Here is a 25,707-nt window from a genome sequence, read left to right on the forward strand (position 1 = left end):
ACCAGCACTTCCATGCCAACGCGCGGGATCGCGATGCCGCCGTAGCAGTCACCGGCCCAGCTGGAGGAGACGCGCAGCCAGCAGCTGGTCTTGTCGTCGGCCTGGCCCTCACGGTCCCAGTGAAATTGAACGCGTACTCGGCCGTACTCGTCGCAGTGGATTTCTTCGCCGGCCGGGCCGGTGACCACGGCGGTCTGGCTGCCGAGAACCTTCGGCTTCATATGGACCAGTGCCGGGCGGAAAGGAATGTCCCAGGGCGTGGCGATGAAACGGTTGCGGTAGCCCTGGGCAAAGCCGTCACCGGTATCGACATGATTGGTGATCGACTCTTCCAGCACCTGCGGCTGCTTGCCTTCGTGCAACACTTCGGTGAGCAGCCAGAGCTGGTTCCAGTCGGCGCGGGGGTGCTCGCTGAGCGGGAGAAAATGTCCGCTGGCCAGTCGCGGCTGGTCGCTTTCGCCTTCGGCAAGCTCGTAGTCGTGGCGATGGCGTTCCAGAGCGCGCTGCGACAGGTGCTTGCCGCGGGTGCGCTCGGTGAAGCGGCCGGGGTAGTCGTAGTCCTCGAGATCCGGCTGGAAGTCGCTGTGAAAGGCCGCCTCCATGGTCAGGCGCGGCTTCTCGAAATCGTAATCGCGGCGCGTGACGCGGCTGGTGCGGGTTTCCAGGCGCAGGCCGAAGCGTTTGATCACCGGCTGGTCGGCGACCAGACCGCTTTCCTGCTGATAGGCGGTGGCGGCGAGCTTGGGAAAGACTGTCTGGTCGTCGCCGAACACCAGCACATGGCCGGCCGTGCTGTGCTCGAAGTGGTAATGGATACCCTCTTCCTCGCACAAACGCTGGATGAAATGCAGGTCCGATTCGTCGTACTGAACGCAGTATTCACGCGCGGGGTAGATCACCGGGCCGAGCTGGAAGCGGTAAGCGTCGGCCTGGACGCCGTGCTCCTCGAGCACCTGAGCGACGATCTGCGGCACGCTGAGGTGCTGGAAGATGCGCTGGTTGGTGCGATGGGCGAGATAGGCCAGCTGCGGCACGAGCGTCAGCCGATAGCGGGTCAGGCGCTGGCCGGATTCACCCTGAGCGGCCTGATGCACCAGCCCATGAATACCGCTGCCGTCCGGGGCGAAGGCGAGGAAGGCCGGGCGATGCAGCAGGCGTTCCAGATCCAGATCGGGGTGCTCGCTGACCAGTTCCAGGTCGAAGCGATAGGGCTGGCTGATGGCCTCGCGGCCCTGGAATTCGAGCACCTTGAAGTCGTGCTCGATGCCTTCGAGGGAAAGCGTGAAGTGGGCCTGGTTGGCGGGGGCGAACATCCATGTTCCTCCTGTTCAGTCCATGTATCAGCGCATGGGCGCTTGCGGAGCCCCGTGTAACACAGGCCGGCCGCTCTAGAATGCATGGTTCGCGCATTCCAGAACGACGATGGCGGAATCTGTTCAGTGCTTCGCAAAAAGCGTTCGGCCAGGCGAGCCTGGCCGAAGCGGGACCGCGGCGAATCAGCCAGCGATCGGGGTGCGCCAGTCGTCGGAGCCGGAGGTGCCGGAAACCTCGTGGGTCCAGACGATCTTGCGGTAGGTGAAGTACACGTCCTCCAGATGAGTGAAATGGGACATGTTCGGGTCCTGGCAGTTGGGCATGCGCGACTGCACGTCGACGATCACCGCATCTTCCAGCTCGATGGTGAAGTAGTGTTCCTGGGTGCCGGTGGACGAGGTGCGGTACCACTCCAGACGGCACTTGTTCAGGCGCTCGCCGGAAGTCAGAGCGTTGAAGATCAGCGGCGACGACTTATCGAATACCTTGGTGATCATCAGCGGCTTGTGTACGCGCTGGCCTGTCGGCTGGCCGGACTGCGGGTCACGCGGGATGATGACCTGATGCTGGAAGGCCTGCACCAGGATCTGGTCCTCATGGCCTTCCTGGAAGATGTTGCCAACCGAGTCCTCGGTGAAGGTGCCGGCGGTGATCAGGCCTTGCTTGGTGCCTTCGAGGGACAGATACGCGGGTGTTGGCATGGGTGCTCTCCTTGTCTGAAATGAGTGCCAAATGGCCATTTCGTAACAACAAGCGCCGTGCCAAAATAAAAAAATGCTTATTTGTCAAAGAGATAGTTAATTTTCATCACACAACCCGAATAGCAGAAGTGATGCCAGACACAGAAAGCTGCGCAAGTTCCTGCGCAGCCATGGCAACAAGTTGCGCAACGCCCACCAAGCTCGCGACTCATCGCACTGCGAACAGCTTACCCACAAACTTATCCACAGAATGCTGCGCAAAAAATTGCGCAAGACATTGCCCCTGGTGAGGCCTCATCCACTTTTCTGCAGGCAAAAAAAACCTCGAACTTCATTGGGGGAGGGGGAAGTTCGAGGTCCAAATCCGGACCGCTAGGGCGGGGTCCAGAGATCTGCCAACACTTAACACAACAAGGAGCATCGAAGGGCTTTTACACCCTTCGCATGCTCTGACCGGATGGTTGCAGCGGAAGTTCAACGCGGAGGAAAAAAATTTCGTCGACTAGCGACATTTTTCGGCAGCACGGTCAGTGGGCCTCGTCCCAGTTGTTGCCAACGCCTGCTTCGACCAGCAGCGGTACGTCCAGCTGGGCCGCCTCGCTCATCAACGGACAGATCTGCTGGCGGACCTGCTCGACCAGGTCTTCGCGCACTTCCAGCACCAATTCATCGTGGACCTGCAGGATCACCCGCGCATCCAGCCCGCTCTGCTGCAGCCAGCCGTCCACGGCGATCATGGCGCGCTTGATGATGTCCGCTGCGGTGCCCTGCATCGGCGCGTTGATCGCGGTGCGCTCGGCGCCCTTGCGCATGGCGCCGTTCTTCGAATTGATCTCGGGTAGATACAACCTGCGACCGAACAGCGTCTCGACATAACCTTGCTCGGCGGCTTGAGTGCGGGTGCGCTCCATGTAGGCCAGCACGCCGGGGTAACGGGCAAAATAACGGTCGATGTACTCCTGCGCTTCCTTGCGGCCGACGTCGATCTGCTTGGCCAGGCCGAAAGCGCTCATGCCGTAGATCAGGCCGAAGTTGATCGCCTTGGCGCTGCGGCGCTGGTCGCTGCTGACCTGCTCCAGCGGCACGCCGAACACCTCGGCAGCCGTGGCACGGTGCACGTCCAGGTCGTTCTGGAAGGCGTGCAAGAGGCCGGCATCCTGCGCCAGGTGGGCCATGATGCGCAGCTCGATCTGCGAGTAGTCGGCCGCCAGCAGCTTGTAACCCGGCGCCGCGACGAAAGCCTGGCGGATGCGCCGGCCCTCGGCGGTGCGGATCGGGATGTTCTGCAGGTTCGGGTCGCTGGAGGACAGCCGGCCGGTGGCGGTCACCGCCTGGTGGTAGCTGGTGTGGATGCGCCCGGTGCGCGGGTTGATCTGCTGCGGCAGCTTGTCGGTGTAGGTGCCCTTGAGCTTGCTCAAGGAGCGGTGCTGCATGATTACCTTGGGCAGCGGGTAATCCTGCTCGGCCAGTTCGGCAAGCACGCTTTCCGCGGTGGACGGCTGGCCGCCGGCGGTCTTGGAGATTACCGGGCAGCCGAGCTTGTCATAGAGGATCGCGCAGAGCTGCTTGGGCGATCCGAGGTTGAACTCCTCGCCGGCAATATCGAAGGCCTCGCGTTCCAGCTGCACCAGCTTGTCGCCCAGCTCGACGCTCTGCTGGCCGAGCAACTGCGCATCGACCAGCGCGCCGTTGCGCTCGATGCGCGCCAGCACCGGCACCAGCGGCATCTCGATCTCGCTCAGCACCTTGAGCAGCGATGGCGTCTGTTCCAGCTTGCCGAGCAGGGTCTGGTGCAGGCGCAGGGTGACATCGGCGTCCTCGGCGGCGTAGGGGCCGGCCTGTTCGATGGCGATCTGGTCGAAGGTCAGCTGCTTGGCGCCCTTGCCGGCGATGTCCTCGAAACGGATGGTGCCACGGCCGAGATATTTCAGCGCCAGGCTATCCATGTCGTGGCGAGTGGCGGTGGAGTCGAGCACGTAGGATTCGAGCATGGTGTCGAAGGTCATGCCACGCATCTCGATGCCGTAGTGCATCAGCACGTTCATGTCGTACTTGCCGTGCTGGCAGATCTTGGTCTTCGCCGGATCCTCCAGCAGCGGCTTGAGTGCGGCGAGGACGGCATCCAGCTCAAGCTGCTGCGGCACGCCCATGTAGGAATGACGCAGCGGCACATAGGCCGCCTGGCCCGGCTCGACGGCGAACGACACGCCGACCAGCTCGGCGCGCTGAGCATCGATGCTGGTGGTTTCGGTATCGAAGGCGAAGCACTCGGCGTTCTTCAGGCGCTCGAGCCAGGCATCGAACTCGGCCTGATCGAGGATCGTGGTGTACTCGGCTTCGGCCTGGATCGAGCAGCCTTCGGGCTGCACCTCGCAGTTCTCGCCGGCGGCCTTGGCCTCGCGCAGCAGGTCGTCCAGCCAGTTCTTGAATTCCAGCTCGCGGTACAGCGCGATCAGCGCCTCGCGGTGCGGCTCGCCGGGCATCAGGTCGGCGACCTCGACGTCCAGCGGCACGTCGAGCTTGATGGTCGCCAGCTCATAGGACATGAAGGCGGCGTCGCGGTGTTCGGCGAGCTTGGCGCCCAATGACTTGGCACCACGGATCGGCAAGCCGGCGACCTGATCGAGGTTGTCGTAAAGCCCCTTGAGCCCCCCGGGAATGCCGTTGAGCAGGCCGCAAGCGGTCTTTTCACCCACGCCTGGCACGCCAGGAATGTTGTCGACCTTGTCGCCCATCAGCGCGAGGAAGTCGATGATCAGCTCCGGGCCGACGCCGAACTTGGTCTTCACGCCTTCGATGTCATAAACGCTGCCGGTCATGGTGTTGACCAGCGTGACGTGCGGACAGACCAGCTGCGCCATGTCCTTGTCGCCGGTGGAGATGATCACGTCGCGGCCGAGCGCCGCGCACTGGCGCGCCAGGGTGCCGATGACGTCGTCGGCCTCCACGCCTTCCACGCACAGCAGCGGCATGCCGAGGGCGCGGACGCTGGCATGCAGCGGCTCGACCTGGGAGCGTAGGTCATCCGGCATCGGCGGACGATGAGACTTGTAGTTCTCGAACAGCGCGTCGCGAAAGGTTGGCCCCTTGGCATCGAAAACCACCGCGAACGGACTGTCCGGGTATTGCCGACGCAGGCTGAGCAGCATGTTCAGCACGCCCTTGACCGCGCCGGTCGGCTTTCCGGTTGAGGTGGTCAGAGGAGGCAGGGCATGGAAGGCGCGATAGAGGTAGGACGAACCGTCCACCAGGATGAGGGGAGCTTGGCTCATGAGCGGAATCAACCTTTTCGGCGGGCCCGGAGCTAGAATGCCAAGGACCACTTATCGACAAAGGGACAAGGTTACCATGCGCGCTCTCAAACACCTGATGCTGGCCAGCCTGCTGGCGTGCGCTCCCCTGGCCGGTTTTGCCCAGGAGTCGGTCGACGGCGAGCCCGACGTAACCATCCGTCAGGAAGGCGACCGTACCGTCGAGGAATACCGCGTCAATGGCTTCCTCTATGCCGTGAAAGTCACGCCCAAGCATGGCAAACCGTACTTTCTGGTGCGAGCAGACGGCAACGACGGCAACTTCGTCCGTTCCGACCAGCCGGACATGCTGATCCCCTCCTGGAAGATCTTCAGCTGGTAACCGATCAACCGCCGGGAGGACAGCATGTCGGTATTCACGCCCCTGCAACGCGATGAACTGGAAGCCTTTCTGGCGCCGTACCGGCTCGGCCGGTTGCGCGACTTCCAGGGCATCGTCGCAGGCAGCGAGAACAGCAATTTCTTCGTCAGCCTCGAACAGGGCGAATACGTTCTGACGCTGATCGAGCGTGGTCCGATCCAGGATTTGCCGTTCTTCATCGAGCTGCTCGACGTGCTGCACCGCGCCGGCCTGCCGGTGCCCTATGCGCTGCGCAGCGAGCAGGGCGAGGCGCTGCGCAAGCTGGCGGAAAAGCCTGCGCTGCTGCAGCCGCGCCTGCCCGGCAAGCATGTGATGGCGCCCAATCCGCACCATTGCGCCGAGGTCGGCCGGCTGCTGGCGCGTCTGCATCTGGCCACCCGCGAGCACATCCTCGAACGCGCCAGCGACCGCGGTCTGGATTGGATGCAGGAACAGGGGCCAAGCCTGGCGCTGAGCCTGTCCGAGGACCAGCTGCCGCTGTTGCGCGAAGGCCTGGCAGAGATCGCCGAGCTGCGGCCGAAACTCCTCGCCCTACCGCGCGCCAACCTGCACGCCGATCTGTTCCGCGACAACGTGCTGTTCGAAGGCAGCCACCTGACCGGTGTGATCGACTTCTACAACGCCTGCTCCGGGCCGATGCTCTACGACCTGGCCATCGCCGTGAACGACTGGTGCTCGCACCCCAATGGCGAGATCGACGGTGAACGCAGCGAACCCTTGCTGGCGGCCTACTCCGCACTGCGCCGCTTCACCCCGGCCGAAGCCGAGCTCTGGCAGCCGATGCTGCGCGTGGCCTGCGTGCGTTTCTGGCTATCGCGACTGATCGCGGCGCAGCGTCACGAAGGCAAGACGGACGTGCAGGTGAAAGATCCCGATGAGTTTTACCGGCTGCTGAAGGCGCGCCAGCATCCGTCCAGCGCGCTGCCTTTCGCTTTCTAAATCGAATCCCAGACACAAACCCCGCGCGAAAGCGTTCAACACCTCGCAAATTTTCCAGCGCAGCTTGCGACCGCCGGGGCTTTACCCCAAAGTGCCGGGCGCACAGGATGCGCGCTGGCGTTAGCCGAAACGCGCGACTCGCCGATCATCGAAAGGAATCGATGCATGCCTTCCATCTATCAGCTCAAGCCCCGTTTTCAGGCACTACTACGCCCACTGGTCCAGCGCCTCCATGACAGCGGCATCACGGCCAATCAGGTCACGCTGGCAGCGCTGGTCGTGTCGCTGGCAGTCGCAGCGGCGGTCGCGCTGCTGATCGAGCACCTCTGGATCTTCCTGCTGATCCCACTGTGGATGCTGCTGCGCATGGCACTGAACGCCATCGACGGCATGCTGGCGCGAGAATTCGGCCAGCAATCGAAGCTCGGCGCCTACCTCAACGAACTCTGCGATGTGGCCGCCGATGCGGCGCTCTACCTGCCGCTCGCGCTGGTGACCGGCGTCTGGCCAGCTGCCGTGGTGCTGGTGGTGGTGCTCGCAGCGCTGACCGAGTACGCCGGTGTGCTCGGTCCGATGGTGGGCGCCTCACGCCGTTACGACGGCCCGATGGGCAAGAGCGACAGGGCCTTCGCCTTCGGCGTGCTGGCCACCGGCGTCGCCTTGGGCCTGTTGCCAGCCGCCTGGATCAACGGCTTGTTGCTGCTGATCGCCGGGCTGTCGATCCTCACGCTGAGCAACCGGGTCAGACAAGGCCTGGCGGAAACCGCATCGGCGCCCGCCGAAGCGGACTGAACCGCCACCCGCCCGAACCACCGACTTCCCGCCCGATACCGAGGAACATCCCATGTCCGGCGCCCTGCTCGCCTTCGCGATCACTTCCGTTGCACGCCTGCTGACCGGTACGCGCAGCCTCTGGATCGGCTGCGCGCCGCTCAACCGGCAACGCATCTATTTCGCCAACCACAGCAGCCACGGTGATTTCGTGCTGCTCTGGGCATCGCTACCGCCTGACCTGCGGCGCAGGACTCGGCCCGTCGCCGGCGCCGATTACTGGCAGAGCAGCGCGCTGCGCCGCTTCGTCATCCATCGCCTGTTCAACGGTGTGCTGGTGGATCGCGAGCGCAGCGGCCCGGAGTCGAATCCGCTGCAACCGATGCTCGACGCCCTGGCCGGCGGCGATTCACTGATCCTCTTCCCCGAGGGCACGCGCAATCTGGAAGAAGGCCTGCTGCCGTTCAAGAGCGGGCTGTATCGCCTGGGCCTGGCGTGTCCGGACGTGGAGCTGGTGCCGGTGTGGATCGCCAACCTCAATCGCGTGATGCCCAAGGGCCGCAGCCTGCCGCTGCCCCTGCTGTGCAGCGTCAGCTTCGGTGCGCCAATGAGTATCGAAAAGGACGAGGACAAGGACGCGTTTCTGCAGCGCGCTCGCCTGGCTTTGCTAGAACTGGCCCCGAAGGAAGACTGACATGGAACGCAATACCCTGCTGCTGTTCGCCGGTATCGGCGCCCTGCTCGCCCTGGCCTCGTTGATCGGCTTCGTCCTCAAGCGTCGCAGCGGCGGCGAAAGTCCGGTGATCGACAACCTCAACGCCCGCATCAATGCCTGGTGGGTGATGGTTGCGCTGATTGGCATCGCCTTCTGGCTCGGCCACACCGCCGTGGTGATCCTCTTCTACCTGGTGTCGTTCTTCGCATTGCGCGAATTCATGACGCTGACGCCGATACGCAGCAGCGACTATCCGGCCTTGGTCGCGGCGTTCTACCTGGTGCTGCCGCTGCAGTATCTGCTGGTGGCGGTCGGCTGGTACGGCCTGTTCGCCATCTTCATTCCGGTCTACGTGTTCCTGTTGCTGCCGATCCTGGCGTCGCTGGGTGGCGACACCACGCGCTTTCTCGAACGTGCCTCGAAGGTGCAATGGGGCCTGATGATCGCAGTCTTCTGCGTCTCCCACGTCCCTGCCCTGCTCACCCTGGAAATTGCCGGCTACGAAGGTCGCAACCTGCTGCTGATCGCCTGGCTGATCATCGTCGTGCAGCTCTCCGACGTGTTGCAGTACGTCTGCGGCAAGCTGTCCGGCAAGCGCAAGATCGCGCCGCGTCTGTCGCCGTCCAAGACCGTCGAAGGCTTCGTCGGCGGGATCTTCCTCGCGACACTGATCGGCGCGGCGCTGTTCTGGATCACCCCGTTCGCCTGGTGGCAGGCGGCGCTGATGGCGCTGCTGCTGAACCTGCTGGGCTTCTTCGGCGGCCTGGTGATGTCGGCGATCAAACGCGACCGTGGCGTCAAGGACTGGGGGCACATGATCGAGGGCCACGGCGGCATGCTCGACCGGCTCGATTCGGTCTGCTTCGCCGCGCCGATCTTCTTCCACCTGGTGCGCTACGGCTGGACCTGACCAGCCTGGCACTTGCGCTGCCCGGCGAACCGCCGATCGCCCCGAGGGTCGAACCTGCCACGGCTCTCGGAGCGATTTGCCTCTCGCCTACCGAACGGATCGCCCACCGCCGCTGCGCCACCGCGTTAAGATGGCGGCACGCAGCCGCCGTTTCGGTGCACCAGCTCCGCGATGGTGTCGCCATCGAATTCAGGAATCATCAATGACCCAACGCAACGTAATCAACGCCTCGGTTACCCCCAAAGGCAGCCTGGAAACCCTGTCGCAACGCGAAGTACAGCAACTGAGCGAAGTCGGTTCCGGCAGCACGCACAAGCTGTTCCGCCAGTGTGCCCTGGCAATCCTCAACACCGGCACGCGCATCGATAACGCCAAGACCATCCTCGAAGCCTATGAGGACTTCGAGGTGCGCATCCTGCAGCAGGATCGCGGTGTACGCCTCGAGTTGTTCAACGCACCGGCCGATGCCTTCGTCGATGGCGAGATGATCGCCAGCACCCGCGAGATGCTCTTCAGCGCGCTGCGCGACATCGTCTATACCGAGAGCGAACTGAGCAGCGCGCGCATCGATCTGAGCACTTCCCAGGGCATTACCGACTACGTCTTTCATCTGCTGCGCAACGCCCGCACGCTGCGCCCGGGCATCGAGCCGAACATGGTGGTGTGCTGGGGTGGCCACTCGATCAGCACCGAAGAGTACAAGTACAGCAAGCGCGTCGGCCATGAGCTGGGCCTGCGCAGCCTGGATGTCTGCACCGGCTGCGGCCCGGGCGTGATGAAGGGGCCGATGAAGGGCGCCACCATTGCCCACGCCAAGCAGCGCCGCGTTGGCAGCCGCTATCTGGGGCTGACCGAGCCGGGCATCATCGCCGCCGAGGCGCCGAACCCGATCGTCAACGAGCTGGTGATCCTGCCGGACATCGAGAAACGTCTGGAAGCCTTCGTCCGCGTCGGTCACGGCATCATCATCTTCCCCGGCGGCGTCGGCACGGCCGAGGAGTTCCTCTACCTGCTCGGCATCCTGCTGCACCCGGCCAATCGTGAAGTGCCCTTCCCGGTCATTCTCACTGGACCTAGCGATGCGGCGGACTATCTGCAGCAGCTGCACGATTTCGTCGGCGCAACCCTTGGCGAGGAAGCCCAGAAGCGCTACCAGATCGTCTTCAACGACCCTACCGAAGTGGCCCGGCAGATGACCGAGGGCCTGCGCGAAGTACGACGGTTCCGCCGCGAGCGCAACGATGCCTTCCACTTCAACTGGCTGCTGAAGATCGAGGAAGGTTTCCAGCGACCCTTCGATCCGACCCACGAGGCCATGGCCAGCCTGCCGCTGCGCCGCGACCTGCCGCCCCACGAGCTGGCCGCCAACCTGCGCCGCGCGTTTTCCGGCATCGTCGCCGGCAACGTCAAGGACAAGGGTATCCGCCGCATCGAGCAATACGGCCGTTACGAGATCCACGGCGACACGGCGATCATGCAACCGCTGGACAAGCTGCTGCAGGCCTTCGTCGAGCAGCACCGCATGAAGCTGCCCGGCGGCGTGCCCTACACGCCGTGCTACCGCGTGGTCAGCTGAAGCTGCCGAAAGGCCGGGCGGCAACCGCCCGGCCTTTTTTCATCCGCGATGCGGCTGCGGTGCGGCCCTGAACACCAGCGCCAACCCCAGCAGAATGGCCCCCATTCCCAGCAAGCCGGTGCGCGACAGCTGATTGCCGAGGAACAGGTAATCCATCCCCACGGTCACCACCGGCACCAGGTAGAACAGACTGGTGACGTTCACCAGATTGCCGGTCTGGATCATGCGGTACAGCAGCAGCTGCGCCGCCACCGAGATCACCAGACCCAACCACAGCACCGGAATGATGAAGCCCGTCACCGCTTCCAGGCGGATCGGCTGGAACGGCACGAACGCAAGGCACAGCAGCAGGCTGATCCCGTACTGGGTCGGCAGCACCTCCACCGGGCTCTGGCGAACGCGCTGCTGCAGGATCGCACCCACTGTCATGCGCAGCAGCGCGCCGAGGGCGAAGAGCATCCCGGCGAGCGAGAAACGTGCCAGCACCAGACTCTGGAATACCACCGCGGCCAACCCGGCCAGTGCCACCAGTAATCCCAGCAGACGCAGCGGCGAGAAGCGTCGTTCGAGGAGCAACAGGGTGAGAATCGGCTGCACGCCAAGCAGCGTCGCGATCACACCCGGCGTCACGCCATGGGCCATGGCCTGGAAATAGCAGATCGAATAACAGCCGATCATCAGCAGCCCGGTCGCCGCCGTCTGCCAAGCAGCGCCAAGCGCTGGCCGCCAGCGCCTACGGTAGAGGCCGATCAACAGAACGATACCCAGCGCCAGCGCGAAGCGCACGATCAGAAGGGCAAACGGGGTGCCGTGGTCCAGCCCCCAGCGGGTGAAGATGGCCGCACTGCCCCACAGCAATACGAACACAGTCATGACGCCATAGGACGTCCACAACGATTTGTTGAAAGTCATCATTGATTACCTGTCGAAGCGAAACAGGCTCCAGCGAACGCCGAAAGCGTGCGCGCACCGACCCGGAAGGATCGGAAGCGAAAACCGGAGCTGCGAAATGTGGGCGGATCAGCCCAACGCGACCGCCTGTGGAGGTGGCGGCGCGATTGCCAGATCGGCAACGACAGAGGGAGGTGGGACGATTGCGCACAGCCGGGCCGCGCCAAGATCGGCTGGCTTCACGAGAAACTGGCTGTGAGCAATGAAGGACATTGGGTCAAAGGCCGGAAGGGCTGTATGCAGCCCGAAAACTAGCAGAGCCAGGCCCGCCGGGTAAAGCGGGCCTGACGAGCGTCACGGCAGGCGAAATCAACGCAAGCCGTTTAGCCGCACTTGGAATTGCCGCAATTCAGGCAGGTCGCGCAGCCGTCCATCTGCACCACAGCCTGGGTGTTGCACTTGTTGCACAGCTGCGCGCCGGCCGGAAAGCCCTCGCCCGGCTCGACAGCCACCGCACCCTGACTGGCCTCGTAGGCGGCGCGCTTTTCGGCCAGGTACTTGAGCTGGGTTTCGTCCAGTGCATGGCCTTCGAGCATGCCGATGGCGATCAGATGGCGCTCCAGCACCGCACCGATCTCGGCCACGATCGACGGCATGTAGACGCCGCCCTTCTTCAGGTAGCCGCCGCGCGGATCGAACACCGCCTTCAGCTCCTCGACGAGGAAGGTGCAGTCGCCACCCTTGCGGAACACCGCAGACATGATGCGGGTCAGCGCTACGATCCACTGGAAGTGGTCCATGTTCTTCGAATTGATGAATATCTCGAACGGCCGGCGCTGCTCGTGCGGGGTGCCGGCGTTGAGCACGATGTCGTTCACGGTGACGTACAGCGCGTGTTCGAACAGCGGCGACTTGATCTTGTAGGTCATGCCGATCAGGGTTTCAGGACGCTGCAGGCTCTCGTCCATTTCCACCACGTTAACGGCCTTGCTCGTCTTGTTATCGGTATTGGTCGCAGCGGCCGCGGGGCGTTCGAGGGCCTCGTCGACGACCTTGAAGCCCTTGATGCGCTGGGTGATCTTTACGGTCATTGTGCAGATTCTCCTGCCGGGCGCAGCGATGGCCCGGCGCTTATACGATTGGCAGTCCGGTTCAGTACTTGCCGTAATAGCCTTCTTTGAGGGCGTCGAACAGGTTGGCGGCGGTGTTCACCTCGCCGTCGTACTCGACCTCCTGGTTGCCCTTGAGCTCGACCACGCTGCCGTCCTCCAGAGTGAAGCGGTACAGGGTCTTTTCCAGATCGGCTTCCTTGACCAGCACGCCCTGGAAGGCTGCAGGATTGAAGCGGAAAGTGGTGCAGCCCTTGAGGCCCTGGCGCCAGGCGTAGCGGTAGATGTCCTTGAACGCCTCGAATGGATAATCGGTCGGCACGTTGGCGGTCTTGGAGATCGACGAATCGACCCAGCGCTGCGCGGCGGCCTGGATATCCACGTGCTGGGTCGGACTGACGTCATCGGCGGTGATGAAGTAGTCCGGCAGCTTCTCGCCCGGCTCGTCGGAACCCGGCTTGGCGCGCTCGTTGATCAGCGTGCGATAGGCCAGCAGCTCGTAGCTGAACACCTCGATCTTCTCCTTGGCCTTGCGGCCCGGACGGATCAGGTTGCGCGAGTAGTGATGGGCGAAGCTCGGCTCGATGCCGTTGGAGGCGTTGTTGGCCAGGCTCAGGCTGATGGTGCCGGTAGGCGCGATCGAGCTGTGGTGGGTGAAGCGCGCGCCCTGCTCGGCCAGCGCCTCGATCAGCTCGGGCGCGTACTCGGCGATCTTCTGCATGTAACGCGAATACTTGGCGTGCAGCACGCGACCGGCGATCTGGTCGCCGACCTTGTAACCGTCCTTGGCCATCTCCGGACGCTTGCGCAGCATTTCGGCGGTGACTTCGAAGGTCTGGCTCAGCAACGGTGCCGGACCCTTCTCCTTGGACAGCTCCAGCGCCTGCTCCCAGCCGACCAGCGCCATCTCGCGGGCGACTTCCTCGGTAAACACGCAGGCTTCCGGGCTGCCATAGCGCAGCTTGAGCAGTGTCAGGGTCGAGCCGAGACCGAGGAAACCCATACCATGGCGGCGCTTGCTTTCGATCTCGTGGCGCTGCTGCTCCAGCGGCAGGCCGTTGATCTCGACGACGTTATCGAGCATGCGGGTGAAGACACGCACCACCTCGCGGTACTTGTCCCAGTCGAAGCGCGCGTCCGCACCGAACGGGTCGATGACGAAGTTGGTCAGGTTGATCGAGCCCAGCAGGCACGAGCCGTACGGCGGCAGCGGCTGCTCACCACAGGGGTTGGTCGCACGGATCGCTTCGCACCACCAGTTGTTGTTCAGCTGGTTGACGCGGTCGATGAGGATGAAGCCCGGCTCGGCGTAGTCATAGGTGGAGACCATGATCATGTCCCACAGATGCCGCGCCTTGACCCGCCCGTAGATCTTGCAGGCCACCAGGCCATCGTCACGCACGATGTAGCCGTCATGCACCGGCCATTCGCGCCAGAGCACATGCTCGGCGTCCGCCAGGTCAAGCTCGGCGGCTTCCTTGGCGTGCACCGGGAAGATCAGCGGCCACTCGCCGTCGACCTCCACCGCCTGCATGAATTCATCGGTGATCAACAGGCTGAGGTTGAACTGGCGCAGTCGGCCGTCTTCGCGCTTGGCGCGGATGAACTCGCGCACATCCGGATGGCCGACATCAAAGGTGCCCATTTGCGCGCCGCGGCGGCCGCCGGCCGAACTCACGGTGAAGCACATCTTGTCGAAGATATCCATGAACGACAGCGGGCCGCTGGTGTGCGCACCGGCACCCGAGACGAAGGAGCCGCGCGGACGCAGGGTGCTGAACTCGTAGCCGATGCCGCACCCGGCCTTGAGCGTCAGACCGGCCTCGTGGACCTTGCCGAGGATGTCATCCATCGAGTCGGTGATCGAACCCGAGACAGTGCAGTTGATGGTCGAGGTAGCCGGCTTGTAATCCTGCGCGCCGGCGTTGGAGATGATCCGTCCGGCCGGGATGGCGCCGTTGCGCAGCGCCCAGAGGAAACGCTCGTGCCAGTGCTCGCGCTGCTTGGCCGGCTCGACGTCAGCCAGGGCGCGGGCGACGCGCTGCCAGGTGGCGTCGACGCTGTCATCGATCGGCGTGCCGTCCTTGCTGGTCAGACGGTATTTCTGTGCCCAGATATCTTCGGAAGCCGCCTGCAGGGCGATGCTGGAAGTGCTCTTGCTGTCTGCCGCGATGGGCCCGTCCGTCTTCGCCATGCGCTGCGCATCCTCGTGCCGAAAGTGGGAGAAAAGAAGCTCGCACGATAGGCGAATTCGACAGGCGCCGTACATGATGCATATCAAACTAGGCAACGCGAACGACGACTGGCTTCAGGCACCGACACCAAGCGTTCGCCAGAAACGAAAAAACCCGCCGAGAGGCGGGTTCTTTCTTCAAGGGCCGATCAATTACTTGATCTTGGCTTCCTTGTAAATCACGTGCTTGCGTACGACCGGATCGAATTTCTTGATTTCGATCTTGTCGGGGGTGGTGCGCTTGTTCTTGTCGGTGGTGTAGAAGTGGCCGGTACCGGCGCTGGACACCAAACGGATCAGGTCACGCATGATTGCTCTCCTTAAACCTTTTCGCCGCGGGCGCGCAGCTCGGACAGAACGACGTCAATGCCGCGCTTGTCGATAATGCGCATGCCTTTGGCACTCAGGCGCAGACGGACGAAGCGGTTCTCCGACTCGACCCAGAAGCGATGATGCTGCAGGTTCGGCAGGAAACGACGACGGGTTTTGTTCATTGCGTGGGAAACGTTGTTCCCGGTTACCGGACCCTTACCGGTAACTTGACAGACTCTCGACATGCCTCAGCCCTCTAAAACCACATGCCCAACCCGGCATGGGTTGGCCGCTTGAATTCACTTGTCAGTTCGGCGCTCAGCGCCACGTTTCATGGGGGTCTTACCGGCCACGTTGCGAACGAAGATACCGGGCCCCTAGAAAAGAGCGCTGCTTTATATCAGAAACCCCCTAGAGCAACAAGCGCGGATTGAAATTTCCGCCCGACTGCCGTGCCTTCGAGAGTTGTTGCTCGATGCCGACCGGGGCCTGAGCACTGCAGCCCGTTCGTCAGCTCACCACCTATATATAGGTGGCAATCAACCTGCGCTACCCCGCGCCTCGTCGCGCAGCTGCCGACGCAGCAACTTGCCCACGGCTGTCTTCGGCAGCTCGTCGCGCAGCTCGAGATAGCTCGGCATCTTGTAGCCGGTGAGGTACTGCCGGCAATGCTCGAGCAACGCCTGCTCGTCGGCCGCATCGTCCTTGAGGCTGACGAAGACCTTCACTGCCTCACCCTTGCGCGCATCCGGTACGCCGACCGCCACGCATTCACGCACGGATGGATGCTGCATCAGCACATCCTCGATCTCGTTGGGAAAGACGTTGAAGCCGGAGACCAGGATCATGTCCTTCTTGCGATCGACGATCTTCACGAAGCCCGCGGCATCCAGCAAAGCGATGTCGCCGGTCTTCAGCCAACCCTCGGGCGTGAGCACCTTGGCCGTCTCGTCCGGCCGCTGCCAGTAGCCCTGCATCACCTGCGGGCCGCGCAGCCATAGCTCGCCCGGCATTTCCGGCGCTACGTCGTTGCCCTCGTCATCCACGGTGCGCAGCTCGGTTTCGATCAGCGCCTGGCCGATGTAGCCCTCGCGGTAAGGGCTCAGCTGTGTACCGGTCGCCACAACAGGCGAGGCCTCGGTCAGGCCGAAACCTTCGCGGATCGGCGCCCCGGTCAGTGCCTGCCAGCGACGCCCGACTTCACTGCTGAGCGGCGCGCCGCCGGACGTCGCCCACTTCAGATTGGAGAAATCGATGCTGCGAAACTCCGGGTGATTCATCAGCCCGACGAACAGCGTGTTGATGCCGCTGAGCAGGCTGAACGGATAGCGCTGCATGGCACCGATGGTTTCGTCCAGATTGCGCCCGTCCCGGATGAATACGGTGTGCAGGCCCATGCCCACCGAACTCAGGCAGTTCGTGGCAAAGGCCATGATGTGATACAGCGGCAGCGGCGCGATGCGCACGTCCTTTTCAGGCTCCAGCAGACCCGGCTTGTCGAACAGCTCGATGGTCTGCAGCACATTGGCCAGCAGATTGCGGTGACTGAGCATCGCGCCCTTGGACACACCGGTGGTGCCGCCGGTGTACTGCAACAACGCCAGCCGGTCGAGGCCTGCTTCGCGTTCCAGAGGCGGGCTTTCCGCCCCCAGCCGCAGGGCCTGCATGAAGCGCTGCGTTCCCGCCTCGCTGCCTTCGTGAATCGGCCTCTGCAGATCATCGACGCTGGTTAGCATTACGTGCTCCAGCTCGGTGTCCGCCTGCACCGCGCGTACCAGCGGCAGCAGCCGATCGAGCACAAGGATCGCCCTGGCGCCGGAATCGCGGAACTGATGGCGGGCTTCGGCGGCCGTGTACTGCGGATTGGTATTGACGATCACCAGCCCGGCCTTGAGTGCGCCAAACACGGCGATGGGATATTGCAACGAATTGGGCAGCTGCAGCGCCAGCCGGTCACCGGGTTGCAGCCCGGCGTGATGCCGCAGGTAGCGCGCGAACGCGTCGGCAAGACTGCCCAGCTCGGCGTAGGTGAGCTGGTCGTCGCCACAGGAAAATGCCGCGCGCTGCGGATGCTTCGCGCAGGCCTGAGCCAGCAGGTCATGGACGTTCTGGTAGCCGCCACGGGCGAGTTCGGTAGCCACGTAGCCTTGCACGGAAGCGGACATCGACATTCTCCAAAATGAATTATTGTTTTACTGTGCGAAACTGGATGTCGAATCCGATAGTAGTAGATCGCTTTTTCCGTCGCAACGATCGCCAATGGCCGCACTGCCCGGCGTCGGGCGATCTGCTATCGTTCGCCACCGCTGCCCACTAGCCAGACAGACCGAGACCATGAGCGACGACATCGAAGACACCGGCACACCCAAGGATCGCAAGTTCGTCGAGGCCCTCGCCCGCGGGCTGGACGTGCTGCGTGCCTTCACCCATGGCTCGGTGGTGATGGGTAATCAGGACATCGCACGCATCACCGGGCTGCCAAAGCCCACCGTGTCACGCATGACCTACACGCTGACCAAGCTCGGCTACCTCAGCTATTCGCAGCAGCTGGAGAAGTACCAACTCGATTCCGGTGTGCTGGCGCTCGGCTACGCCTACGTTTCCAACCTGCGCGTGCGCCAGCTGGCCAAGCCGTACATGGACGAGTTCGCCCGCCGCACCAACACCACCGTGGGCCTGACCTGCCGCGACCGGCTGTCGATGATCTACGTGGAGAATTGCCGCCCGGCCGAGGTCACCACCCTGCGCATGGACGCCGGCGTGCGTCTGCCGCTGGCCACCACCGCCGCTGGCCGCGCCTTTCTCGCCGCCACCCCGGAGAAGGAACGCGAGCATCTGATGGCCGCTCTGGCCAGCAAGTACGGTGATGACTGGGACGCCATCGAGGCTTCGCTGCACGCCTCGTTCGAGGAGTTCGTGCAGCACGGCTTCTGCCTGTCGCTGGGCGACTGGGACCGCAACGTGATGGCCGCTGGCGTGCCGCTACACCTGGCCGACGGCAGCATCATGGCGCTCACCTGTGGCGCGCCGTCATTCCAGCTCAGCGAGGAAACCCTGAAGAACTCGCTGGCCCACCAGCTGGAAATGCTCGCTCGGGATATCGAAAGCCTCGGCGTCTGATCGTCAGGCCCTGACGCTGGCCCAGGCGATGTCCGCGAGCAGCTCGCGGCAGTCGGCCAGCGCGGTGCGGGACCGGCCCGCCAGCCAGTTACGCGCCATGTCATGGCAGGGTCCGATCACCACCGCGAGAAAGCAGTCGCCGGGCATCCGCCGAAAGGCTCCGCTTTCCCGATGGCGCCGCAGAATCGCTCCGACCCGCTCACCGTGGGCGCGATTGACCTCGCGCAGCCGTTCGCCCATCTCCCCGGCCTCGACCCGCCCGCGGTTGTGCAGGACGAAGCGCGCCCAATCCGGGTTCGCCACCACCCAGTCGATGTAGCTGGTGACGAAAAGCCGGACGCAGGCTTCCGCGTCCAGCGTCTCGATCAGCCCGGCTTCCAGCAGCGCGGCGTACTCACCGATGCCTTCCAGATACAGCGCGGCGATGATCCGCTCACGATTGCCGAAGTGGTGATAGAGGCTGCCGATGCTGGCGCCGGAGTGATCACGAATCATCTCGATGGTGGTCGCCTCCACGCCGAACTCGGTGAAACAGGCGAGTGCGGCCTGAAGGATTTCCTGCTTGCGGCTACTACGGGCCATCCGGCCTCCAGTCTGAACTAGAATATTTTTCTAGAATTATCTTCCACTCTTCGTATACTGCACCGATCGCAGCAATCGCAGAAGCGCGGAGAACAACAAGATGGCGACGATACAGGTTGAAGAACGCTCCATCGACAACGGCAACGGCCATGCCCTGTCCAGCTACTGGTATCAGCCGAGCAGCCTGCCATGCGGCGTCGTGCTGATCGCGCCGGCGATGGGCGTGCCGCAGCGCTTCTACACCGACTTCGCCAACTGGCTGGCCGGCCAAGGCTACTTGGCGGTGACCTTCGATTACCTGGGCATGGGCCGCTCGCGGCGGGTGCCGCTCCGCCAGTTGAACGTCGACATCCTCGACTGGGCGCGCCACGACTGCAGCGCGGTGCTCGCCGCGGCGGCCGAGGTTGCCGGTGAGCTGCCGCTGTACTGGATCGGCCACAGTGTCGGCGCGCAGATCCTGCCACTGGTCAAAGGCCATGAGCGCCTGACCCGCATCGTCACCATCGCCGCCGGCAGCGGCTACTGGCGCGAGAACAGCCCGCAGATCCGCAACAAGGCCTGGCTGCTCTGGCATGGCCTGGCACCCGTGCTGACCGCCATGGCCGGCTACTTCCCGGGCGGTCGCATCGGGGCGGTCGGCGACCTGCCCGCTGGGGTGATTCGCCAGTGGCGGCGCTGGTGCCTGCACCCGGACTACCTGGTCGGTGTCGAGGGCGAGCCCATGCGCCAGGCCTTCGCAGCCGTGCGCACGCCCCTGACCTCACTGTCCTTCAGCGACGACGAGATGATGTCGGCGCGCAACACCGAATCCCTGCATGGCTTCTACAGCTCGGCACCGAAAACCATGCAGCGCATCGCGCCCGCGGAAATTGGCGCCACGCGGATCGGCCACTTCGGCTTCTTCCGTCGCGGTTTCGCCGACAACCTCTGGACGCCGCGTTTGTTGCCAGAGCTGATACCAAACCAACAACAAACGGTAGTGTGAGCGTACAAACACATCAGTTTCGCAGAGCGGAACACCTCTAGCATATTTCGAAACATATGCGAGGGTTATTCACCTTGCCGGATGGCTGATCTCCGACAAAAGTGAGGATGGGCTGGTTACAGCCCTACTCGCCAATGGAGCCTCGCCATGCACAACAACAATAACGGCTACCCCTCGAGCACCCGCGCCTGGGTCACGGTCGCCATCCTCATGCTCGCCTACGTGCTGTCCTTCGTCGACCGGCAGATCCTCAACCTGCTGGTCGAGCCGATCCGCCGCGACCTGGACATCACCGACACCCATATGAGCCTGCTGATGGGCTTCTCCTTCGCGGTGTTCTACACCATCTGCGGCGTGCCCATCGGACGCCTGGCCGACCGCAAGAGCCGCCGCGGCATCATCGCCATCGGCGTGCTGGTGTGGAGCCTGATGACCGCCCTGTGCGGCACCGCGCGCACTTTCTGGCAGTTTCTCGTGTTCCGCATTGGCGTCGGTGTCGGCGAGGCGGCGTTGTCGCCCTCGGCCTATTCGCTGATCGCCGACAGCTTCCCGCCCAAGCTGCGCGGCACCGCGATGAGCGTCTATTCGATGGGCATCTACATCGGCTCCGGTCTGGCCTTTCTGCTCGGCGGGCTGGTGGTCAAGTTCGCCTCGGCCCAAGGTGATGTGGAGCTGCCGGTGCTCGGCATGGTCCGACCCTGGCAGCTGATCTTCCTCGTGCTCGGTGCAGCCGGCGTGCTGTTCACCGCCGTGCTCTTGCTGATCCGCGAGCCGTCGCGCAAGGGCGTCGGCGCCGGCGTCGAGGTGCCACTCAGCGAGGTGGCGGGCTATATCCGCCAGAACCGCCGCACCGTGCTGTGCCACAACTTCGGCTTCGCCTGCCTGGCGTTCGCCGCCTACGGCAGTTCGGCGTGGATTCCGACGTTTTTCATCCGCACCTACGGCTGGTCGGCCAGCGACGTCGGCGTGCTCTACGGCTCGGTGGTGGCGGTGGCGGGCTCGATCGGCATTATCGCCGGCGGGCGGCTGTCGGACCTGCTGCACCGCCGCGGTTATCGCGACGCACCGCTGCGCGTCGGCATCATCTCCGCCGCGCTGACCCTGCCACTCAATCTCGCCTACCTGGCCGGCACCGGCGAACTGGCGCTGGCGCTGATCGCCCTGCACGTCTTCACCATCGCCATGCCCTTCGGCGTCGGCCCGGCGGCGATCCAGGAGATCATGCCCAACTCCATGCGCGGCCAGGCGTCGGCGGTGTACCTGTTCGTCATCACCATGGTCGGCCTCGGCATCGGCCCGACCGCCGTGGCGCTGGGCACCGACTTCGTCTTTGGCGACGACAACGCCCTGCGCTACTCGCTGCTGATCGTCACCGGCGTTGCGCTGGTTGGCGCGATAGTCCTGCTCGGCATGGGGCTCAAGCATTACCGCGGCAGCCTGGATCGCTTGCAGGAGTGGAAGCCGCAAGGTGTAGCCACACCAGCCCCGGCGTGACAGATCGACGCATGGCGGCCAGTACATTCATTGCGTGCACTGGTCGCCGGCGGTCAGATCGTTACTGCCCAATAAGCCTTGTACGGCGTCAACTTCAGCCCTTCGGATTGTCGGTCAGTTGAGCTGAAAGCCGACCGCCACGACACTGCCAAACCCCTGCAGCTTCAGCCGTTCGCACTCGGATTGCCGTCCTAGACGCTTTTGAGTTTGTGATGCAGGCCATATTTGTGTGTAATTGCCGGCCATTTCAGGGATTGAAACGGCAGCCCCGTCGGCACTGCAACGGCCGTCGCGTCAGTCCTGAATGCTACCTGCCAGCCATTCAGATAAGGACTACCTCATGGGCTTCGCAAAAAAAACCAGCGTGCTGTTGCTCAGCAGCGCCATCGTGTTCAGCGCCGGTTGCGCCAACATGGCCGAGAACGAGTGGGCCAACAAAGAGAACATCGGCACCCTGGTCGGCACCGCAGCAGGCATTCTCATCGGTAGCCAGGTTGGAAACGGTAGCGGTCGCACCGCAGCGATGATCGCAGGCGCACTGGCCGGCGGTTACCTGGGCAAGACTATCGGCGCGAAGCTTGACGTGCGAGATCGCGAGGCGCTTGCGCTGCAGACCCAGCAAGCGCTGCAGTACACCCAGGATGGCCAGACCACTCAGTGGTCGTCGAGCCACAGCGATGCCAAAGCCACCATTACCCCGATCAAGACCGAAACCGTACAACGTGAAGTCGCAGTCAAGCGCACTCCCAAAGTGCAGCCGGTAGCGAACATGACCCTCATCAACCAGCCCTACCAGGCGGTTAAATCGGCGAACGTACGCAATGCGCCCGACCTCAAAGCCGAAAAGGTTGCAGGGTTGCCAGCTGGCACCACCTTTACCGCGATTGGTCGCACCGACAATGACTGGATCATGGTGGGCCGCCGCGGCGTAACCATCGGCTATGTTTACGCGCCGTTGGTGGCTCAGGTTAAAAAGCCTGCCCAGTCGACCCAGAGCGCCGCAGCCGAAACGGCGACCGATCTCGACAGCCTCGATATCGCCAGCGCAGCCTCCAAGGGCATTGATCTGGACGCCATCGATCTGGATGCTGTTCCGGTCGAGCAGGCCATGACGGCCCAGGCCACCTGCCGAACGATCAAGTACGACGTGACAGCCCAGGGCAGCAATGAGCAGCAGACTGCCAAGGCCTGTCAGGCGGCCGACGGTGCCTGGGAGCTGATCTGATGAACGTACGCCACATTTCCCTGCTGGCCTTAAGCCTGGCCGTAACGGCTTCGGCCCAGGCAGCCAGCCATCGGCTGGCCTATTCGAAGGCGGAAAACGTCGAAGTCTTTGTCGACCACGCCGATGGCCAGCCTTGGTGCAGCGACAACCTGAAGCTGCGTTTCGCATTTGCCGGCCCAGCAGACCAGGACTCCATTAACCGCTTGCTACCAAAACTTGGCGGCCTGTTCGCCACTCAGTGCTCGAGCGCCACGCAACTGAGCTGGACCAGTGTAGACAGCACCGGCAAGACCCAGGCCAGCGGTAGCGCCAGCCAGGCCGCCGGCTGGTTGGCGCAAGCAGCAGATACTGCCCCGGCAGCTCCGCAGCCTGCAGCCGAGCAAGCCCCTGCGCCAACCGTCGCCCAAGCGCCTGCTGAAGCCCCCGCTTCCGCTGCACCTGCTGCGCGCGAGACCGCTCCGGCCACCGCAGAGCCGGAGCCGGCCAAACCGACGCAAGCCGAAGCCGAAGCACCACAACCCCCAGCCGCATCCCCAGCGCCGACAGCACCTTTAGCCGACGCCCAACCCGCTGAGCCGGCAGAAAGGCCAGCCCCGGTTGAGCAGGCCGTGGCCCCCGCCCCGGTTATCGCCAAAGAGTTCAGCGTCAACGGCTGGCAACCGCCGCTGGCCCGGGATGTTTTTGCCAAGGCCGACTTCATCACAGAGATCACCGATCAGAACGGCTGCCGCTTCCGCCTGGGGTTCAAGCCGGAGGACGACATAGCGAATATCTCCGCGACATCCAGCGGCGTGACATGCGGCCCGGACGGCTACGCGCAGGGCAGCGGCTCGCTGACGCTCAACCGCCGCGATGGCGTGCGTCTGCATCAGTTCAAAGGCAGCTTCCTGGATGGCCTGGAAATCTACGGCGACGCGCCGCAGCTTCCGGTAGTGGGTATCGACCAACGCAAGAACCTGTTGCTGCTGTTGCATAGCGAACCTGCCAGCAAGGTGCATTACCTGCTGCGCATGGGCCATAGCTATAACGGCCACTGGAATGCCGGTAGCGTCACGCTGATCGCTCTGACCGAAACCCGTGACCTTTTCCGCGACCTGGAAAGCATTCGCCGGACAATCGACCTCGCCACCGCACACCTCGACAAGAGCGCGCCCAAGATCAGAGCGATCCAGTTCTACGGCATGCGGGATCTGGAAAAAGGGCTGTACGAGGGCGATCGGGATTTCTGGCTCTACGACATTTCGCTTTCGCGTCATTACCGTACCAAGAAGTGGGAATACGACCCGGCCCGCGCCGATAACCACCTGTTCGCATACGAGCGCAAGGAAGCTGAACTGCAGCGCCGCGCCGAGCTGGAGCGCGAGCGTGAAGCCCAGCGCCAGCGCGAGCTGCTTGCACGCCAGGCTGAGCAACAGCTGCAGCTGTATCGTCAGCTGCGCCGTGAAACTCGCAAACCCGAAGAGCTCTACGGACGCATCCTCAGCGATGCCAGCTACTCGCCGTTCAGTGGCGGTGGCTATGCCGCGATGATGCAAGGCCGCGCGCAGGGCTACAGCCAGATCGTGCATATCGATGGCAAGACCGATGGTGGCTGGGAGGTCGACTATCCGTACCCTGCGGTATTGGATACCAAAGACAGCGAGCAAGACGCCGACGAGGGCTGGTTCCTGGTCAAGGGCGAGGCGCGCCTGGATGCATCGCGCAAGGATGAGCAAAACCTGCCGCTGACGCTGATCAGCGCCACTACGCTGCAAGGCTGCAGCGAAAAGGGCTGCGCCGACCTGCGCGACCCGCTGAAACTCGCACGACACGAAATCGGTGACCCGGACTGGACGCCGGAAGAGGCCAAGTCGCTGATACAACAAGCCTGGCCCGAACGTGCCGAGCTCCAAGGAGATGACGAATGAGCAAGCGCCTACCCCTGATCGCCGGCGCTGCCGTTGCCGTACTGGTGGCCGGCTACTTTGGCCTGAGCGCCTACAGCAGCAGCCAGGCAGAAAAGCTGATCGAAGACTGGGTTTACGAGCACGAGCTTGAAGAAACCCTGCGTTGGAAGTCGGTTTCGTCCAGCCCCTTCGGCGGCCGCGTGACGATCTCCGAGCTGCAAGTGGAGGCCGGTGGACGCGAGCCAAGCCTGCAGGTGGCTGAGGTCATCATCAGCGACCGTTCCATCAACGACGAGCGGACCCGCTTGCGGCTGCGCTTCAATGGCGTCGAGGCCGACAACCGTGCCCTTAGCGGACTGAGCAGCCTCGGCGCGATGGCCGGCGGCGGCTTCGGCCGAGGCATGGCTAGCGCTCGCGGCTTCGAACCCGCACTGATCAGCGGCCTGGCCGAGCTCAAGCCCTACGACGTCGAGATCTACGTGGACATCGATGACGATGCCGGCACCCTGGAGACAGAGCTGGCGGTCGATCTGCCAGAACTGTTCGATTCGCGTGTCAGCTACCGCCTGAGCAACCTGCGCGATTTGAATCGCAAGCTGCAGCGCCTGAGCGAAAGCTTCGGTGGCGACGACCGGGGGCAGTGGGCATTCATGAGCGAGCTGGGCGAGTTGGCATCGAGCGTCGAGCGCGCCGAATTGCAAAGCGCCTCGTTCAGCGTCAAGGATCGCGGCATGGCCGAGCGCAGCATTGCTCTGTATCAGCGCTACAACACCCCGCTGAACCCCACCGAAGGCAGCGCCGAAAAACAGCGCAAGGCGCATTACGAGAAGGTCATTGAACAGACCGAAAAGGACTGCAGCCGTGAATTCAAGGACCTGCCAAAGGGCATGGAAGACAGTTGCGAACTGCTCAGGAAGGCTCTACTCGGCGACGTCAGCGGCGTGGAGTTGAAGGTCGAGCCGAAGGACCGCGTGCGCCTGACGGATCTGGGCGACCTGCAGAACGGCCGCCGCAGCAAGCGCCTGCTGGACCGCCTGAACCCGCAACTCGACAGCATCTGATCGCTCGCTGATCGCGTCGCAGAAAGGCCGGGCAATTGCCCGGCTTTTTTACGTCCAGATCAAATGACTAACACCCGGTGCGATCACCGCCCACTGGGTAACCCACCAAAACGCAACCCAAGTTGCTTCGCGTGGATATAAAGGCGACGTCCACCCTACGAGACTGCCACCTTGCGCGCAGCGCCGTAGGGTGGGCTTCAGCCCACCGTTT

At 63.5% G+C, this 25,707-nt stretch carries 22 protein-coding genes; 12 read left to right on the forward strand and 10 right to left on the reverse strand.

Annotated elements, in window-relative coordinates; all coding sequences use genetic code 11:
- The 3 genes from tssI to polA form a co-directional block, all read right to left on the reverse strand.
- Positions 1 to 1,313 (reverse strand): type VI secretion system tip protein TssI/VgrG (gene tssI / locus LO50_RS05670; RefSeq protein WP_044314385.1); only part of this gene is annotated, 1,313 nt, incomplete at its 3' end.
- A 183-nt stretch (positions 1,314 to 1,496) separates the two neighbouring features.
- On the reverse strand, positions 1,497 to 2,015 hold the full coding sequence (locus LO50_RS05675) for an Hcp family type VI secretion system effector (protein WP_003286458.1): 519 nt from the start codon (positions 2,013 to 2,015) through the stop codon (positions 1,497 to 1,499).
- A 527-nt stretch (positions 2,016 to 2,542) separates the two neighbouring features.
- Positions 2,543 to 5,287, reverse strand: coding sequence for a DNA polymerase I (polA, locus tag LO50_RS05680; RefSeq protein ID WP_044314386.1), 2,745 nt, complete (start codon positions 5,285 to 5,287; stop codon positions 2,543 to 2,545).
- Positions 5,288 to 5,363: 76 nt separating this feature from the next.
- Here polA and LO50_RS05685 point away from each other — a divergent pair, with 76 nt between their 5' ends.
- From LO50_RS05685 to ppnN, 6 genes are all read left to right on the forward strand, one after another.
- A complete protein-coding gene (locus LO50_RS05685; protein ID WP_003291686.1) occupies positions 5,364 to 5,648 on the forward strand; it encodes a DUF2782 domain-containing protein in 285 nt (94 codons plus the stop codon).
- A gap of 24 nt (positions 5,649 to 5,672) precedes the next feature.
- Entirely contained in the window at positions 5,673 to 6,626 is a 954-nt protein-coding gene (locus LO50_RS05690; protein ID WP_044314387.1) for a homoserine kinase, read from the forward strand.
- 165 nt (positions 6,627 to 6,791) lie between these two features.
- Positions 6,792 to 7,418, forward strand: coding sequence for a CDP-alcohol phosphatidyltransferase family protein (locus LO50_RS05695; RefSeq protein ID WP_014822108.1), 627 nt, complete (start codon positions 6,792 to 6,794; stop codon positions 7,416 to 7,418).
- Positions 7,419 to 7,470: 52 nt separating this feature from the next.
- Positions 7,471 to 8,091, forward strand: a complete 621-nt coding sequence (locus tag LO50_RS05700; RefSeq protein WP_044314388.1) for a lysophospholipid acyltransferase family protein — start codon at positions 7,471 to 7,473, stop codon at positions 8,089 to 8,091.
- A 1-nt stretch (position 8,092) separates the two neighbouring features.
- On the forward strand, positions 8,093 to 9,022 hold the full coding sequence (locus LO50_RS05705; protein ID WP_044314389.1) for a phosphatidate cytidylyltransferase: 930 nt from the start codon (positions 8,093 to 8,095) through the stop codon (positions 9,020 to 9,022).
- Positions 9,023 to 9,224: 202 nt separating this feature from the next.
- Positions 9,225 to 10,598 (forward strand): nucleotide 5'-monophosphate nucleosidase PpnN, encoded by a 1,374-nt coding sequence (ppnN, locus tag LO50_RS05710; protein ID WP_014822111.1) that lies wholly within the window; start codon positions 9,225 to 9,227, stop codon positions 10,596 to 10,598.
- A gap of 39 nt (positions 10,599 to 10,637) precedes the next feature.
- Here ppnN and LO50_RS05715 read toward each other — a convergent pair whose 3' ends face one another.
- From LO50_RS05715 to LO50_RS05740, 6 genes are all read right to left on the reverse strand, one after another.
- A complete protein-coding gene (locus LO50_RS05715) occupies positions 10,638 to 11,510 on the reverse strand; it encodes a DMT family transporter (RefSeq protein WP_044314402.1) in 873 nt (290 codons plus the stop codon).
- Between the two features lie 362 nt (positions 11,511 to 11,872).
- Complete coding sequence (locus tag LO50_RS05720; RefSeq protein WP_014822113.1) at positions 11,873 to 12,580, reverse strand: TSCPD domain-containing protein; 708 nt, start codon at positions 12,578 to 12,580, stop codon at positions 11,873 to 11,875.
- A 61-nt stretch (positions 12,581 to 12,641) separates the two neighbouring features.
- Positions 12,642 to 14,792, reverse strand: coding sequence for an adenosylcobalamin-dependent ribonucleoside-diphosphate reductase (locus LO50_RS05725; protein WP_023444204.1), 2,151 nt, complete (start codon positions 14,790 to 14,792; stop codon positions 12,642 to 12,644).
- A gap of 192 nt (positions 14,793 to 14,984) precedes the next feature.
- Complete coding sequence (gene rpmG, locus LO50_RS05730; RefSeq protein ID WP_003284185.1) at positions 14,985 to 15,140, reverse strand: 50S ribosomal protein L33; 156 nt, start codon at positions 15,138 to 15,140, stop codon at positions 14,985 to 14,987.
- An 11-nt stretch (positions 15,141 to 15,151) separates the two neighbouring features.
- Positions 15,152 to 15,388 carry a 50S ribosomal protein L28 gene (rpmB, locus tag LO50_RS05735; protein WP_003284186.1) on the reverse strand — a complete coding sequence of 79 codons (237 nt, stop codon included), beginning with the start codon at positions 15,386 to 15,388 and terminating at the stop codon, positions 15,152 to 15,154.
- Between the two features lie 294 nt (positions 15,389 to 15,682).
- Positions 15,683 to 17,308 (reverse strand): AMP-binding protein, encoded by a 1,626-nt coding sequence (locus tag LO50_RS05740; RefSeq protein WP_044314390.1) that lies wholly within the window; start codon positions 17,306 to 17,308, stop codon positions 15,683 to 15,685.
- 169 nt (positions 17,309 to 17,477) lie between these two features.
- Here LO50_RS05740 and LO50_RS05745 point away from each other — a divergent pair, with 169 nt between their 5' ends.
- A complete protein-coding gene (locus tag LO50_RS05745; RefSeq protein ID WP_044314391.1) occupies positions 17,478 to 18,263 on the forward strand; it encodes an IclR family transcriptional regulator in 786 nt (261 codons plus the stop codon).
- Positions 18,264 to 18,266: 3 nt separating this feature from the next.
- Here the strand turns inward: LO50_RS05745 and LO50_RS05750 are convergent, their stop codons facing one another.
- On the reverse strand, positions 18,267 to 18,845 hold the full coding sequence (locus LO50_RS05750) for a TetR/AcrR family transcriptional regulator (protein ID WP_044314392.1): 579 nt from the start codon (positions 18,843 to 18,845) through the stop codon (positions 18,267 to 18,269).
- A 100-nt stretch (positions 18,846 to 18,945) separates the two neighbouring features.
- Here LO50_RS05750 and LO50_RS05755 point away from each other — a divergent pair, with 100 nt between their 5' ends.
- From LO50_RS05755 to LO50_RS05775, 5 genes are all read left to right on the forward strand, one after another.
- Positions 18,946 to 19,830 (forward strand): alpha/beta hydrolase family protein, encoded by an 885-nt coding sequence (locus LO50_RS05755; RefSeq protein ID WP_044314393.1) that lies wholly within the window; start codon positions 18,946 to 18,948, stop codon positions 19,828 to 19,830.
- A gap of 147 nt (positions 19,831 to 19,977) precedes the next feature.
- On the forward strand, positions 19,978 to 21,324 hold the full coding sequence (locus LO50_RS05760; RefSeq protein WP_044314394.1) for a spinster family MFS transporter: 1,347 nt from the start codon (positions 19,978 to 19,980) through the stop codon (positions 21,322 to 21,324).
- A 340-nt stretch (positions 21,325 to 21,664) separates the two neighbouring features.
- Positions 21,665 to 22,549 (forward strand): SH3 domain-containing protein, encoded by an 885-nt coding sequence (locus tag LO50_RS05765; RefSeq protein WP_044314395.1) that lies wholly within the window; start codon positions 21,665 to 21,667, stop codon positions 22,547 to 22,549.
- Positions 22,549 to 24,456, forward strand: coding sequence for a hypothetical protein (locus LO50_RS05770; RefSeq protein ID WP_044314396.1), 1,908 nt, complete (start codon positions 22,549 to 22,551; stop codon positions 24,454 to 24,456). The genes LO50_RS05765 and LO50_RS05770 overlap by 1 nt, the downstream gene beginning before the upstream one ends.
- Complete coding sequence (locus LO50_RS05775; RefSeq protein WP_044314397.1) at positions 24,453 to 25,496, forward strand: hypothetical protein; 1,044 nt, start codon at positions 24,453 to 24,455, stop codon at positions 25,494 to 25,496. The genes LO50_RS05770 and LO50_RS05775 overlap by 4 nt, the downstream gene beginning before the upstream one ends.
- Positions 25,497 to 25,707 lie beyond the last annotated feature (211 nt).

The organism is Stutzerimonas stutzeri (genome assembly GCF_000935215.1).
Lineage (GTDB): Bacteria > Pseudomonadota > Gammaproteobacteria > Pseudomonadales > Pseudomonadaceae > Stutzerimonas.

What these genes read in the sequence shown, in the direction of transcription:
- LO50_RS05695 (WP_014822108.1), top strand. Translation starts at nt 6,792, where the DNA reads ATGCCTTCCATCTATCAGCTCAAGCCCCGTTTTCAGGCACTACTACGC.
- LO50_RS05740 (WP_044314390.1), bottom strand. Translation starts at nt 17,308, where the DNA reads ATGTCCGCTTCCGTGCAAGGCTACGTGGCTACCGAACTCGCCCGTGGC.
- LO50_RS05715 (WP_044314402.1), bottom strand. Translation starts at nt 11,510, where the DNA reads ATGACTTTCAACAAATCGTTGTGGACGTCCTATGGCGTCATGACTGTG.
- LO50_RS05765 (WP_044314395.1), top strand. Translation starts at nt 21,665, where the DNA reads ATGGGCTTCGCAAAAAAAACCAGCGTGCTGTTGCTCAGCAGCGCCATC.
- LO50_RS05725 (WP_023444204.1), bottom strand. Translation starts at nt 14,792, where the DNA reads ATGGCGAAGACGGACGGGCCCATCGCGGCAGACAGCAAGAGCACTTCC.
- LO50_RS05705 (WP_044314389.1), top strand. Translation starts at nt 8,093, where the DNA reads ATGGAACGCAATACCCTGCTGCTGTTCGCCGGTATCGGCGCCCTGCTC.
- LO50_RS05675 (WP_003286458.1), bottom strand. Translation starts at nt 2,015, where the DNA reads ATGCCAACACCCGCGTATCTGTCCCTCGAAGGCACCAAGCAAGGCCTG.
- LO50_RS05770 (WP_044314396.1), top strand. Translation starts at nt 22,549, where the DNA reads ATGAACGTACGCCACATTTCCCTGCTGGCCTTAAGCCTGGCCGTAACG.
- rpmG (WP_003284185.1), bottom strand. Translation starts at nt 15,140, where the DNA reads ATGCGTGACCTGATCCGTTTGGTGTCCAGCGCCGGTACCGGCCACTTC.
- LO50_RS05745 (WP_044314391.1), top strand. Translation starts at nt 17,478, where the DNA reads ATGAGCGACGACATCGAAGACACCGGCACACCCAAGGATCGCAAGTTC.
- LO50_RS05720 (WP_014822113.1), bottom strand. Translation starts at nt 12,580, where the DNA reads ATGACCGTAAAGATCACCCAGCGCATCAAGGGCTTCAAGGTCGTCGAC.
- LO50_RS05775 (WP_044314397.1), top strand. Translation starts at nt 24,453, where the DNA reads ATGAGCAAGCGCCTACCCCTGATCGCCGGCGCTGCCGTTGCCGTACTG.
- LO50_RS05700 (WP_044314388.1), top strand. Translation starts at nt 7,471, where the DNA reads ATGTCCGGCGCCCTGCTCGCCTTCGCGATCACTTCCGTTGCACGCCTG.
- LO50_RS05760 (WP_044314394.1), top strand. Translation starts at nt 19,978, where the DNA reads ATGCACAACAACAATAACGGCTACCCCTCGAGCACCCGCGCCTGGGTC.
- LO50_RS05690 (WP_044314387.1), top strand. Translation starts at nt 5,673, where the DNA reads ATGTCGGTATTCACGCCCCTGCAACGCGATGAACTGGAAGCCTTTCTG.
- polA (WP_044314386.1), bottom strand. Translation starts at nt 5,287, where the DNA reads ATGAGCCAAGCTCCCCTCATCCTGGTGGACGGTTCGTCCTACCTCTAT.
- LO50_RS05685 (WP_003291686.1), top strand. Translation starts at nt 5,364, where the DNA reads ATGCGCGCTCTCAAACACCTGATGCTGGCCAGCCTGCTGGCGTGCGCT.
- LO50_RS05755 (WP_044314393.1), top strand. Translation starts at nt 18,946, where the DNA reads ATGGCGACGATACAGGTTGAAGAACGCTCCATCGACAACGGCAACGGC.
- ppnN (WP_014822111.1), top strand. Translation starts at nt 9,225, where the DNA reads ATGACCCAACGCAACGTAATCAACGCCTCGGTTACCCCCAAAGGCAGC.
- LO50_RS05750 (WP_044314392.1), bottom strand. Translation starts at nt 18,845, where the DNA reads ATGGCCCGTAGTAGCCGCAAGCAGGAAATCCTTCAGGCCGCACTCGCC.
- rpmB (WP_003284186.1), bottom strand. Translation starts at nt 15,388, where the DNA reads ATGTCGAGAGTCTGTCAAGTTACCGGTAAGGGTCCGGTAACCGGGAAC.